Annotated in this window: 13 protein-coding genes; all 13 read left to right on the top strand. The window is 70.6% G+C overall.

What is annotated here, in order from left to right:
- Positions 1 to 110: 110 nt before the first annotated feature.
- The 13 genes from def (at position 111) to whiA (ending at position 12,853) form a co-directional block, all read left to right on the top strand.
- Positions 111 to 614: a peptide deformylase gene (gene def, locus HMPREF3121_RS08935; protein WP_070522404.1), complete on the top strand. Its 504-nt coding sequence runs from the start codon at positions 111 to 113 to the stop codon at positions 612 to 614.
- Positions 615 to 619: 5 nt separating this feature from the next.
- Positions 620 to 1,570 (top strand): methionyl-tRNA formyltransferase, encoded by a 951-nt coding sequence (gene fmt / locus HMPREF3121_RS08930; RefSeq protein WP_070522401.1) that lies wholly within the window; start codon positions 620 to 622, stop codon positions 1,568 to 1,570.
- Positions 1,571 to 3,043 (top strand): RsmB/NOP family class I SAM-dependent RNA methyltransferase, encoded by a 1,473-nt coding sequence (locus HMPREF3121_RS08925; RefSeq protein WP_070522398.1) that lies wholly within the window; start codon positions 1,571 to 1,573, stop codon positions 3,041 to 3,043.
- Between the two features lie 32 nt (positions 3,044 to 3,075).
- Positions 3,076 to 3,756 (top strand): ribulose-phosphate 3-epimerase, encoded by a 681-nt coding sequence (rpe, locus tag HMPREF3121_RS08920; RefSeq protein ID WP_070522395.1) that lies wholly within the window; start codon positions 3,076 to 3,078, stop codon positions 3,754 to 3,756.
- A 46-nt stretch (positions 3,757 to 3,802) separates the two neighbouring features.
- Positions 3,803 to 4,888, top strand: coding sequence for a bifunctional diaminohydroxyphosphoribosylaminopyrimidine deaminase/5-amino-6-(5-phosphoribosylamino)uracil reductase RibD (ribD, locus tag HMPREF3121_RS08915; RefSeq protein ID WP_070522392.1), 1,086 nt, complete (start codon positions 3,803 to 3,805; stop codon positions 4,886 to 4,888).
- A gap of 150 nt (positions 4,889 to 5,038) precedes the next feature.
- Entirely contained in the window at positions 5,039 to 5,638 is a 600-nt protein-coding gene (locus HMPREF3121_RS08910; RefSeq protein WP_070522388.1) for a riboflavin synthase, read from the top strand.
- Between the two features lie 10 nt (positions 5,639 to 5,648).
- Positions 5,649 to 6,908, top strand: coding sequence for a bifunctional 3,4-dihydroxy-2-butanone-4-phosphate synthase/GTP cyclohydrolase II (locus HMPREF3121_RS08905; RefSeq protein WP_371327338.1), 1,260 nt, complete (start codon positions 5,649 to 5,651; stop codon positions 6,906 to 6,908).
- A complete protein-coding gene (gene ribH / locus HMPREF3121_RS08900) occupies positions 6,905 to 7,378 on the top strand; it encodes a 6,7-dimethyl-8-ribityllumazine synthase (RefSeq protein ID WP_070522382.1) in 474 nt (157 codons plus the stop codon). Before HMPREF3121_RS08905 ends, ribH begins: the two co-directional genes overlap by 4 nt.
- A 5-nt stretch (positions 7,379 to 7,383) precedes the next feature.
- Complete coding sequence (locus HMPREF3121_RS08895) at positions 7,384 to 7,857, top strand: PH domain-containing protein (protein ID WP_224369536.1); 474 nt, start codon at positions 7,384 to 7,386, stop codon at positions 7,855 to 7,857.
- Positions 7,857 to 9,890, top strand: coding sequence for an excinuclease ABC subunit UvrC (gene uvrC / locus HMPREF3121_RS08890; protein WP_070522379.1), 2,034 nt, complete (start codon positions 7,857 to 7,859; stop codon positions 9,888 to 9,890). Before HMPREF3121_RS08895 ends, uvrC begins: the two co-directional genes overlap by 1 nt.
- A 9-nt stretch (positions 9,891 to 9,899) precedes the next feature.
- Positions 9,900 to 10,793 carry an RNase adapter RapZ gene (gene rapZ, locus HMPREF3121_RS08885; protein ID WP_070522376.1) on the top strand — a complete coding sequence of 298 codons (894 nt, stop codon included), beginning with the start codon at positions 9,900 to 9,902 and terminating at the stop codon, positions 10,791 to 10,793.
- Positions 10,794 to 10,855: 62 nt separating this feature from the next.
- Positions 10,856 to 11,809, top strand: coding sequence for a gluconeogenesis factor YvcK family protein (gene yvcK, locus HMPREF3121_RS08880; protein WP_070522373.1), 954 nt, complete (start codon positions 10,856 to 10,858; stop codon positions 11,807 to 11,809).
- A gap of 60 nt (positions 11,810 to 11,869) precedes the next feature.
- A complete protein-coding gene (gene whiA / locus HMPREF3121_RS08875; protein WP_070522370.1) occupies positions 11,870 to 12,853 on the top strand; it encodes a DNA-binding protein WhiA in 984 nt (327 codons plus the stop codon).
- The last annotated feature ends 140 nt before the right edge of the window (positions 12,854 to 12,993 follow it).

Raw genomic sequence — 12,993 nt, 5'->3', positions numbered from 1 at the left:
CTTCGGGTAGCGGGCGAAACCCGCCGGTGGGGTAGCATCGTGCTTCGATTCCGGGCGCAATCGCCGACCGCCCGGCCCACACCGATCATCCGCAGGAGCTGATGCGAAGCATGTCCGTCCGAGAAATCCGCTTGTTCGGGGACCCCGTCCTGGTGTCCCGCGCCGACGAGGTCACGGCCTTCGACGCGAAGCTGGCCCACCTCGCCGACGACATGCTCGAGACGATGGATTCCGCCGGCGGCGTCGGCCTGGCCGCCAATCAGGTCGGCGTGCTGCAGCGCATTTTCGTCTACGACTGCGACGATCGCCGCGGCGAGCTGGTCAACCCGGTGTGGGAGCCGATCGGAGAGGAGACCGAGGTCTCCGACGAGGGGTGCCTGTCCATCCCGGGCATCGACGCCCCGACCGAGCGGTACCTGCGCGTCCGAGCCACCGGCCAGGATCGCACGGGCACCCCGGTGACCATCGAGGCGGAGGGCCTGCTGGCGCGGTGCATCCAGCACGAGACCGATCACCTCGACGGCGTGCTCTTCCTCAAGCGCCTGACCCCCGACGTACGCAAGGCGGCGATGCGGGAGCTGCGCTCCACCGACTGGTTCCTGGCCGGGAAGTAGGGGACATGCGCCTGATTTTCGCCGGTACCCCGGAGCCCGCCGTTGCCGCGCTGCGTGCGCTCATCGAGCATCCCGGCCACGAGGTCGTCGCCGTGCTCACCCGTCCCGACGCCCGCGTCGGGCGGGGCCGTTCCCTCAAGCCGTCGCCGGTCAAGGCCGTTGCGGTGGAGCACGGCATCGAGGTCATCGAGCCGACGTCGCTTGCCGACGACGACGCGCGGGCCCGTTTGGCCGAACTCGCCCCGGACTGCATTCCCGTGGTGGCGTACGGAAACCTCGTGCCGAACGATCTGCTGGACCTGCCCCGCCACGGCTGGGTGAACCTGCACTTCTCGGTGTTGCCCGCGTGGCGTGGCGCCGCGCCGGTGCAGGCGGCCATCGCCGCCGGCGACGAGATCACGGGGGCCTCGACGTTCCTGATCGAGGAGGGCCTGGACACCGGGCCGGTGTTCGGCACGGTCACGGAGACGATCAAGCCCACCGACACCGCCGATGATCTGCTCACCCGTCTCGCCGATTCCGGCGCGACGCTGTTGGCGGCCACGATGGACGGCCTGGAGGCCGGTCGCCTGCGCCCCGAGCCGCAGTCCGACGACGGGGTCAGCCACGCGTCGAAGATCACGCCGGACGATGCCCGCATCGACTGGTCGATGCCGGCGCACCTCATCGATCGCCGCATCCGCGCCCACACCCCGGCGCCGGGTGCGTGGACGATGCTCGGCGACGACCGCATCAAGGTCGGGCCGGTCACCCCGCTCGACGCCGACGACGTCAGCGGTGACGGCACCGCGGAACTCGGCGAGGGCCGCATCCGCGTGGAGAAGAAGCGCGTCCTCGTCGGCGCGGGCGGCGGCACCGCCGTGGCGTTGGGCCAGGTGCAGCCCCCGGGCAAGCGGATGATGAACGCGGTGGACTGGGCGCGCGGCGCCCGACCGGACGAGGGGACGATGGTCTAAATGCCCGAACGGCGCTCGAAGAACACCCGCCGCCGCAACGCCGCCGGACAGCGACGCGGACAGCGCGGACGGGACCAACGGGGCAACCAGAGCAACCATGGGAATCAGGGCGGCCAGCGTCGCAAGGCCAGCGCCATCGACGCCCCGCGCCAGGTCGCGCTCGACGTCCTCGGAGCCGTCCGAACCGACGGCGCCTACGCCAACCTCACGCTGCCGAAGGAACTGCGCGCCCGGAACATCACCGGCCGGGACGCGGCCTTCGCCACGGAACTGACCTACGGCACCCTGCGCGCGCAGGGCCTGCTCGACGCCGTGCTGGCGGAGGCGTCGACGCGTCCGCTCGACCAGATCGACCCCGAGGTCCTCGACGTGCTGCGCCTCGGCGCTTACCAGCTGCTACGCACCCGCGTCGGCGCCCACGCCGCCGTCGACACGTCGGTGCGCGCGGTCATCGGCGCGGGCAAGGTCGGGGCGAAGGGCTTCGTCAACGCCATCCTGCGCACGGTCTCCCGCAAGACCGAGGAGGAATGGGCGGCCGAGGTCGCCCCCGACGCCGGCCGCGATCCGGTGGGGCACCTGGCGCTCAAGCACGGACATCCCCGCTGGATCGCCGACGCCTTCGCCCAGGCGCTGGGATCCCGCGCCGGAGAACTCGCAGACGCCTTGGCGGCCGATGATGCACGACCCATCGTCCATCTCGTCGCAAAGCCCGGAGAGATCTCCGCGGAAGAGCTGGCCCTCATCACCGGCGGCGAAGAAGGCCCGTGGTCCCCGTACTGCGTGCGCCTGGAATCCGGCGACCCCGGCGACCTGGCGCCCGTCAAGGAGCGGCTGGCCGCCGTGCAGGACGAGGGCTCGCAGCTCATCGCCCGTGCCGTCACCATGGCCCCCCTGGACGGCGACGACGGCGGCCGCTGGCTCGACCTGTGCGCGGGCCCCGGCGGCAAGGCGGCCTTCCTCGGCGGCATCGCCGCAATCGAAGGCGCGACCGTCGACGCCGTCGAACCGGTGAAGAAGCGCGCCGGCCTCGTCGAAAACTCCGTGCGGGGACTGCCCGTCACCGTGCACGTCGCCGACGGGCGCGACCCCGGACTCGAACCCGGATACGACCGCATCCTCGTCGACGCGCCGTGCTCCGGCCTCGGATCGCTGCGCCGACGCCCCGAGGCGCGCTGGCGCAAATCCACCGACGACCTGCCCGCCCTGACGAAACTTCAGGGCGAGCTGCTGGAATCGGCGGCGAAACTCGCCCGCCCGGGCGGCATCATCGTCTACTCGACGTGCTCGCCGCACCTACGCGAAACCCGCGGCGCCATCGACCGGGCCGTCCGCCGACTGGGACTGGAGGAACTCGACGGCCGCGCGCTCGTCGAACCGATGGGCGACGTCGGCGACGGCCCGTCGGTGCAGATGTGGCCGCACCGCCACGGTACCGACGCGATGTTCTTCGCCGTGCTGCGCAAGCCCGCGTAGCCCGGTTCGGGGGCGCGGTAGGCTGTGGGGGTATGAGCACCCCGATCATCGCGCCCTCGATCCTCGCCGCCGACTTCGCCCGACTCGACCGGGAAATCGACGCGGTCTCCGACGCCGACTGGATCCACATCGACGTCATGGACGGCCACTTCGTGCCCAACCTCTCCTTCGGCGTGCCCGTCATGGCCGCCGTGGCGAAGGTGACCGACAAGCCCCTCGACGTGCATCTCATGATCGAGGAGCCCGAAAAGTGGGTCGACGGCTACGTCGACGCCGGCGCCGCCGGGGTGACCTTCCACGTCGAAGCCTCGCCCGACCCCGTCGCCCTGGCCCGCAAATTGCGCGAGGCCGGCGTCCGCGCGGGCATTTCCGTCCGCCCCGGCACGCCGATCGAGCCGTGGCTGGAGCACCTCAACGAATTCGACCTGGTGCTGGTCATGAGCGTCGAGCCCGGCTTCGGCGGGCAATCGTTCATGCCGGAGCAGCTCGAGAAGGTCCGCATCCTGCGCAACCAGATCGACCTTCGCGGGCTGGGCACCATCATCGAAATCGACGGCGGCATCGGCGCCGGGACCATCGCCGACGCGGCCGAGGCCGGTTGCGACGCCTTCGTCGCGGGCTCCGCCGTCTACGGCGCGGAGGTGCCCAACGACGCCGTCAACGAACTTCGCGCGCTGGCCGTCGAGGGCCGCCAGCGCGACGGCGACAACTAGCCGGGATCGCCGCCCGGAAACGTCAACCAGGAAAGTCGAGGCCGCCATGCCCCTGTTCACCGACCTCGTCGCCGCGTCGGCGCTGTCGCCGGACCAGGCGATGCGCACCGCCATCGCCGCAGCCGAGCGCGTGCGCGGCACCACGTCGCCGAACCCGCCCGTCGGTTGCGTCATCCTCGACGCCTCCGGCATTCCGGTCGCCGTCGCCGGCACCGATCCGGTCGGCGGACCCCACGCCGAGGCCCAGGCCCTGGAAGCGGCCGGGGAGCGGGCCCGGGGAGGCACGGCCGTCGTCACGCTCGAGCCCTGCCACCACCACGGGCGCACCGGCCCGTGCACCGGGGAACTGCTCGACGCCGGAGTGGCGAAGGTCATCTACGGCGTCGCGGATCCCAACCCCGTCGCCGCCGGCGGGGCGGACTGGCTCGACGCCAGGGGAGTCACCGTCATCGGCGGGACCCTGCGCGGCGAGATCGCCGACGGCGTCCTGCGCCCGTGGCTGCACTGGCAGGCCACCCGCCGCCCGCACATCACCTTGAAGACCGCCGGCACCGTCGACGGACTCGCCGCCGCCACGGACGGCTCCTCGCAGTGGATCACCGGTGAAGCGGCCCGGGCGCGAGTCCACGTCGACCGTTCGCGCCGCGACGCCATCATCGTCGGCACCGGCACCGTCCTCGCCGACGACCCGCGACTGACCGCCCGCGACCCGCAGGGAGTTCCGTACCCCAACCAGCCGCTGCGCGTGGCAGTGGGCCGCAAGGAAATCCCGGAGGACGCCGCCATCCGCGGGGGGTTCCTGCCGGGCGAGCGCGTCGATCCGGCGATCGCGTCGACCGACATGTTCCGGCACATCCAAACCCGCGACATGTCCCAGGTCGTCGACGTCCTCGCCGACCTCGGCATGATCGACGTCCTCGTCGAGGGCGGCCCCCGACTGGCCGGCGCGTTCCTGGAGGCCGGCCTGGTCGACGCCGTCGAGTCCTACATCGCGCCGGGGCTGCTCGGGGCGGGCACCGCGGTGGTGGACACCGGAGCGGCGACGACCGTCGACGACATCGTCCGGTTCCGCACCGTCGGCGTCGAACTGCTCGGCGACGACGTGCTCGTCAGGTCCGTGCGCCGCAATTGATTGTCGAGGCTCGGCCGATCGCCGCATGACCCCGCGTGCCGGACGGGCCCGAGCCGAACCGATCAATACCGTTCACAACCGAACACACACCAATCGAAGAAACCCACGCCGGAGACGCCGGCACCGAACACCAGAGAGGAACGACCACCCGTGTTCACCGGAATCGTCGAGGAGCTCGGCCGCGTGGCCGCGATCGAGGACCAGGGCGACGCCATTCGCCTCACCATCGGCTGCACGACCGCGGTCTCCGACGCCAAGCTCGGCGACTCCATCGCAGTCAACGGAGTGTGCTTGACCGTCGCCGAGTTCGACGAGACCGGCTTCACCGCCGACGTCATGCAGGAATCCCTGGACCGCACCAGCCTGGGCGGTCTCGCCGTGGGCTCGCCCGTCAACCTCGAACGCGCCGTCGCCGCCGGCGCACGCCTCGGCGGCCACATCGTCCAGGGCCACGTCGACGGCACCGGCGCGATCGTGTCGCGCACGCCCGGCGAGCACTGGGAGGTCGTTCGCATCTCGCTTCCCGACGACCTCGACCGCTACGTCGTCGAAAAGGGATCGATCGCCGTGGACGGCACGTCGCTGACCGTCTCGGCCCTCGGCGGCGACGCCGGTGCGCGGTGGTTCGAGGTCAGCCTCATCCCGACGACGCTGGCCGACACCGTCCTGGGCACGCTCGACGCCGGCGCGACGGTGAATCTGGAGGTCGACGCGGTGGCCAAGTACATCGAGAAATTGCTGCCCCGATAAGCTCATGGCCGTGATTGAACTGGACAGCGTGGAACGGGCCATCGCCGACATCGCCGCCGGCAAGGCCGTGGTGGTCGTCGATGACGAGCACCGCGAAAATGAAGGCGACATCATCTTCGCCGCCGAGAAGGCGACGCCGGAGCTGGTCGCCTTCACGGTGCGGTACTCCTCGGGATATATTTGCGCGCCCCTGACCGGCGCGGATTGCGACCGGTTGGGGCTGCCGCCCATGGTGGCCCGCAACGAGGACGTCCGCGGCACCGCGTACACGGTCACCGTCGACGCGGCGACCGGGTCGACCGGCATTTCGGCCGCCGACCGCGCGTACACCATCCAACGGCTCGCCGCCGCAAACTCGACGGCGACGGAGTTCACGCGCCCCGGCCACGTCGTGCCGCTGCGCGCGAAGGAGGGCGGCGTGCTCACCCGGGCCGGCCACACCGAAGCCGCGGTGGACCTGGCTCGCCTCGCGGGTCTGCGCCCGGCCGGCGTGCTGTGCGAGGTCGTGTCCGAAGAGAATCCGACCGGCATGGCCCGCACTCCGGAGCTGCGCAGGTTCTGCGACGAGCATGGTCTGGCGTTGATCTCCATCGAGCAGCTCATCGAGTACCGCCGCCGCCACGAGCACTTGGTGGAGCGGGTCGTGGAGACCCGGATGCCCACCGAGTTCGGGGAGTTCCGGGCGGTGGGCTACCGCAGTCTCGTCGACGGCGTGGAGCACGTCGCCCTGGTCGTCGGCGATCCCGCCTCCGACGAGGGCTCGGATGTCCTGGTGCGCGTGCATTCCGAGTGCCTGACCGGAGACGTCTTCGGTTCGCGGCGCTGCGACTGCGGCCAGCAGCTGCACAAGTCGATGGAGATCGTCCAGGCCGCGGGCCGGGGCGTCATCCTGTACATGCGGGGCCACGAGGGCCGGGGCATCGGTCTCATGCACAAACTCGAGGCGTACCACCTGCAGGACGAGGGCGCCGACACCGTCGACGCCAACCTGAAGCTGGGCCTGCCCGCCGACGCCCGCGAGTACGGCACGGGCGCGCAGATCCTCCGGGATCTCGGCGTGCGGTCGATGGCGCTGCTGACCAACAACCCGACCAAGCGGGCGGGCCTGGGCGGCTACGGCATGGAGATGAGCCGCCGCGTGCCGGTGCCCGTGGAGGTCAACGCGGACAACGTGCGGTACCTGACCACCAAGCAGCAGCGGATGGGGCATGACCTGCCGTGGCTGTCCGACTACATTGGTGGCGAAGGCGATCAGGAGGAGAAGAAGTGAGCGGAGCCGGACTGCCCGACATCGAGATTCCCGACGCGGAGGGGATGAGCGTCGCCATCGTCACCGCCCACTGGAACGCCGACATCACGGGCCAGCTTCGGGCCAACGCGATCGAGGCGGCATCCGGGGCCGGCGCGCTGGTCCACGACTACACGGTCGTCGGCGCCCTGGAGCTTCCGGTGGTCGTTCAGGCGCTTGCCGACGATCACGACGCGGTGGTCGCGCTGGGATGCGTCATCCGCGGTGGCACGCCCCACTTCGATTACGTCTGCGATTCGGTGACCGAGGGCTTGACGCGGGTTTCGCTCGACCATCGCACCCCCGTCGGCAACGGCGTGCTGACCTGCGACACGCACGAGCAGGCGGTGGCCCGGTCGGGTGCGCCGGGTTCGGTCGAGGACAAGGGCCGAGAGGCCACCATCGCCGCGCTGCACACCGCGGCATTGCTGCGCGCCCTGGGCGAGGAGTGAACGACGTGAGCGACAACAAGACGGCCGACCGCACGGATTCGGGCTGGGAGCTGGAGGTCACCTCCAGGACCATGAAGCTGTGGGCCTGGGGCTCGGTGGCGGTGGTCATGGCGGTGCACATCTTCATGGGCTTCGTCGTCGACGTCGGCGACACCGGCGCCCAGGTCACGCCGATCGACGTGCTGGCGTTTCCGATTCTGGGCCTGGTCATCTCCGCCGCATGCCTGCTGATGCTGCGTCCCCGCGTGCGCGTCAACTCCCGCGGCGTCGAGGTCCGCAACTTCCTGGGCGCCCGGTTCTACCCGTGGGACGTCGTCCACGGCCTGAGCTTCCCGGCCGATTCCCGGTGGGCCCGCCTGGAGCTGCCCGAGTTCGAGTTCGTGCCCATGTGGGCGCTGCAGGCCCGCGACGGCGCCGCAGTCGTGGAGGCCGTGCGCCGCTTCCGCGAACTCGAGGACCGCTACATGCCGGAAGACTGATGGCGGATCCCTCCACGTACCGCCCGGCGCCGGGGACCATCCCGGTCGAGCCGGGCGTTTACCGTTTCCTCGACGACGGCGGCCGCGTCCTCTACGTCGGCAAGGCGAAGAACCTGCGCGCCCGGCTGTCGAATTATTTCCAGGACGTCGCGAATCTGCACCCGCGCACGCGGCAAATGGTGCTGTCGGCGTCGAAGGTGATCTGGACCGTCGTGCGCACCGAGGTCGAGGCGCTCCAGCTGGAGTACACCTGGATCAAGCGCTACGACCCGCGGTTCAACGTCATGTACCGCGACGACAAGAGCTATCCGATGCTGGCCGTCAGCGTCGGCGAGCAGTTCCCGAGGATGTTCCTCTACCGCGGCCCGCGCCGCAAGGGCGTCCGGTACTTCGGCCCTTATTCCCACGCCTGGGCCATCCGGGAGACGCTCGACCTGCTCATCCGGGTGTTCCCGGCCCGCACGTGTTCGAAGGGCGTCTTCAACCGTCATCAGCAGCTGGGCCGGCCCTGCCTGCTCGGGTACATCGACAAGTGCTCGGCGCCCTGCGTCGGTCGGGTGTCGGCCGCGGAGCACCGCGAGATCGTCGACGGCTTCATCTCCTTCATGGCCGGCAACACCGGGCCGCTGACCGCGCAGCTGCGCCGGGACATGAACGCCGCCGCCGAGGAGCTCGACTTCGAAAAGGCCGCGAAGATCCGCGACGATCTCGCCGCGGTGGAGAAGGTCATGGAAAAGCAGGCCGTCGTCCTCGGCGACGCCACCGACGCGGACTTCATCGCCTTCGCCACCGACGAGTTGGAGGCGGCGGTGCAGATCTTCCACGTCCGCCGGGGCCGCATCCACGGCCAGCGCGGCTGGGTCGTCGAAAAGTCCGGCGACTCGGAGACCGGTCCGTTGCCGGACGACGCGCCGGATCCCGCGTTGCCGAAGTTGCTGTCCACGTTCCTCACGCAGTTCTACGGCGATGCCGCCGAGCACGCGAAGGTCGACGGAGACGACTCCAACGGAGCCGCCGACGCCGTGCCGCGGCAGATTCTCGTCCAGGTCTCGCCGGAAAACGCGGATGAGGTCGAAAGCTTCCTGCGCGACATCCGCGGCACCGCCGTCGACGTCCACGTTCCCCAACGCGGCGACAAGAAGGCCCTGTTGGAGACCGTCCACCGAAACGCGGTCGAGGCCCTGGCCCAGCACAAGATCAAGCGCAGCGGCGACCTCACTGCCCGCTCCCAGGCATTGGAGGGCATTCGCGACGCGCTGTTCATGGACGAGGCCCCGCTGCGCATCGAATGCACGGACATCTCGCACATCCAGGGCACAGACGTCGTGGCCTCACTCGTCGTCTTCGAAGACGGTCTGCCCCGCAAGGTCGACTACCGCCGCTACCGCATCAAGGACGCCGCCGGCGATGGCCGCTCCGACGACGTCGCCTCCATCGCGGAGGTCGTTCGCCGCCGCTTCCGCCGCCACGCCGAAGACAAGCTCGCCGTGCCCGACGACGAATCGGTCATGTTCGAGGAAGAGGCTGCGGGAGAGTCCGACGGGTCGTCGCAAAGCGTCGTGGAGGAGTCGGTCAGCGGGCGCAAGTTCGCCTACCCGCCGAACCTGTTCATCGTCGACGGCGGTGCGCCCCAAGTCGCCGCCGCGCAGGAGGTCCTCGACGACCTCGGCGTCACCGACGTCACCCTCGTCGGACTGGCCAAGCGACTCGAGGAAATCTGGGTGCCCGGCGACGACGAACCGGTGATCCTGCCGCGCAACTCCGAGGCGATGTACCTCATGCAGCGCATCCGCGACGAAGCCCACCGCTTCGCCATCGGCTACCACCGGCAGCAGCGGTCCAAGCGCATGCGGGCCTCGGTCCTCGACGACATCAAGGGCCTGGGGCCGCAGCGCAGGTCGGAACTGGTCAAGCACTTCGGCTCGGTGGCCAAGCTCAAGCGCGCCACCGTCGACGAGATCCGCGAAGTGCCCGGATTCGGCCCCGCCCTGGCGCAGTCCGTGCACGAAGCGCTGCACGGCGATCGCACGTAGGGTGGACGCATGACCACAGTCAACGCCGGTGCAGCAGAACCCGACACGTCACTGGTCCTCATCACGGGCATGTCCGGGTCCGGCCGCAACACCGCCGCAGCCGTCCTCGAGGAAATGGGCTGGTACGTCGCCGACAACCTGCCGCCCGAGTTGATCATGCGCATGGTGGAGCTCTCCTTCGAGGCGGATTCGCCCGTGGAGCGCCTCGCCATCGTCACCGACGTGCGGTCCCGCGCCTTCGCCGGTTCGCTCGGCGACGTCCTGGACCGGCTGCACGAAAGCGGCCGCCGGCCGATGGTGATCTTCCTCGACGCCGACGACGACACGCTCATCGCCCGCTACGACTCGGTCCGCCGCACGCACCCGCTGCAGGAATCCGGGACGCTGACCCAGGGCATCGAGCGGGAGCGGCAGATGCTCGCCGGCATCAAGGCCATGTCGGACCTTGTGCTGGACACGTCGCGGATGTCCGTCCACGACCTGCGCCGCGCGCTGGAGGTCCACTTCTCGGACCCGGCGTCGCGCGGACAGCGGGTGACCATCCAATCCTTCGGTTTCAAGCACGGCGCCCCGCGCGACGCCGACCTGCTGCTCGACGTCCGTTTCCTGCCCAACCCGTACTGGGTGCCGGGCCTGCGGTCGGGTCGCGGCACGGACCGGGAGGTGGCCGCCTACGTGCTCGAGCAGGAGGACGCCCCGCGCTGGCTGGACACCGTCGAGCAGCTCGTTTCGGTGATCCTGCCCGGGTACCGCCGCGAGGGAAAGAACCACATGTCCATCGCCATCGGCTGCACCGGCGGCCACCACCGCAGCGTTGCCATGTCGGAGGCGCTGGGCCGCAGGCTCGGCGAGTTCAACGGCATCGACGTCAACGTCATCCACCGCGACATCGAGCGGGGTTGACCGGGAGCGCCGTTTTCGCCGCCGGATCCCGATTCGACTCGACCCCAGAGGAGCCTTACCCCATGACCGCCATCACGAGCCTCGGCGGAGGCCACGGGCTGTTCGCGACGCTGCGCGCCGTCCGCCGCATCGCCGAGGACGTCACCGCCGTGGTCACGGTCGCCGACGACGGCGGCTCGTCCGGACGCCTGCGTCGCGAGCTGGGCCAGATCCCGCCGGGCGATCTGCGCATGGCGTTGGCGGCGCTGTCTGCGGAGGACGAGCGCGGGAAGCTGTGGGAGGAGGTCCTGCAGCACCGGTTCGGCGGCACGGGCGCGCTGGCCGGGCATGCGGTGGGCAATCTCATCATCGCGGGGTTGACCAGCGTGCTCGGCAGCGAGGTCGCCGCGCTCGACGAGGTCGGTTCTCTGTTGGGCATCTACGGCCGGGTGCTGCCGATGTCGCCGCTGCCGTTGGACATCGAGGCGGAGGTCGTGGGCCTGGAGGACGACGCCCGCGTGGTGCGCCCCGTGCGCGGTCAGGTCGCCGTCGCCACGACGCCGGGTCAGGTGCGGCGCATCCGGTTGATCCCGGAGCAGCCGCCGGCCACGCCGGACGCGGTGGACGCGATCCTCGCCGCGGACATGGTCACGCTCGGCCCGGGTTCGTGGTTCACGTCGGTGCTGCCGCATCTGCAGGTGCCGGAGTTGGTGCAGGCGTTGCGGGACACGACGGCGCATCGGGTGGTCGTTCTCAACCTGTCGTCGGAGCCGGGGGAGACCGCGGGCTTTTCGTCGGAACGTCACCTGCACATGCTGGCCCAGCATGCGCCGGATCTGACGCTGGACACCATCCTCGTCGACGAGTCGACGATGGGCGGCCGGTCCGAGCGCGGGTACCTGGAGCGGGCGGCGGCGACGCTGTCGGCGGAGGTGGTGTACGCCGACGTGCGCGAGCTTGACGACGACGGCGGGTGGACGGAGCGGCACGACCCCGTGAAGGTCGCCTCCGCACTGGGGGAATTGCTGGCCCGGTAGGCGGGGTCGCTAGACTGCGCTGCACGGCGAACGGGTCGCCGACGTGAGGAGAGTGCCCACATGGCGTTGACGCCGAAGGTGAAGGATGAGCTGGCGCGCGTGCCGGTCAACCAGGACAGCGCGAAGTCGGCCGAGGTCGCCGCGCTGCTGCGGTTCGCCGGCGGGCTCCACCTGGTCGCCGGGCGCATCGTCATCGAGGCCGAGGTCGACTCGGGCGCGGTGGCGCGTCGGCTGCGCGGCATGATCGATTCGCTGTTCGGCATAGAGCCGGAGCTTCAGGTGCTCAGCCCGGGCGGGCTGCGCAAAACCGCGCGCTACATCGTGCGCGTGTCGGAGGGCGGGGAGGAGCTCGCCCGCCGCACCGGCCTGATCGACCGCGCGGGTCGGCCCGTGCGCGGTCTGCCGCCGAAGGTCATCGGCGGCACCGTCCTCGACGCCGAGGCGGCGTGGCGCGGTGCCTTCCTCGCCCACGGTTCGCTCACCGAGCCGGGGCGGTCCTCGGCGCTGGAGGTCACGTGCCCGTGCCCGGAAGCGGCGCTGGCCCTGGTGGGGTGTGCGCGTCGTCTGGGCATCGCCGCGAAGAGCAAGGAGACGCGCGGGGGAGACCGCGTGGTCATCCGCGACGGAGAGGCCATCGGCGCCCTGCTCACCCGCATGGGGGCGCAGACCACCCGCCTGGAGTGGGAGGAGCAACGCATGCGCCGCGAGGTGCGGGCGACGGCCAATCGCCTGGCGAACTTCGACGACGCGAACCTGCGCCGGTCGGCCCGTGCGGCCGTCGTGGCCGCCGCCCGGGTGGAGCGTGCGCTGGAGATCCTCGGCGACGACGTCCCGGAGCATCTGGTCACCGCCGGCGAGCTGCGCGTGGCGCACCGGCAGGCGTCGTTGGAGGAGCTCGGCCAGCTGGCCAATCCGCCGATGACGAAGGACGCCGTGGCCGGCCGCATCCGCCGTCTGCTGTCGATGGCGGATCGTCGCGCCGCGGAAACGGGCGTGCCGGACACGAATTCCGTGGTCACCGACGAGCTTTTCGACGAAGACTGATCCGGGAGATCACCCCCGTCGACCTCCTCTCCGCCCCTTCTTCACGCCTTTTCCACGCCGCGGCGGTGGGCTCCAAAAGCATCGTCGTAAAGCACATTCGAGCCGAACGGGCATGCACCCCGCGCCGGATGTCCGTTGGT

Source organism: Corynebacterium sp. HMSC11E11 (assembly GCF_001807025.1).
GTDB classification, from domain to species: Bacteria; Actinomycetota; Actinomycetes; order Mycobacteriales; family Mycobacteriaceae; genus Corynebacterium; species Corynebacterium freneyi.
Note: the sequence above shows the minus strand (reverse complement) of the source record. Positions and strands in the feature narration are given on the sequence as shown.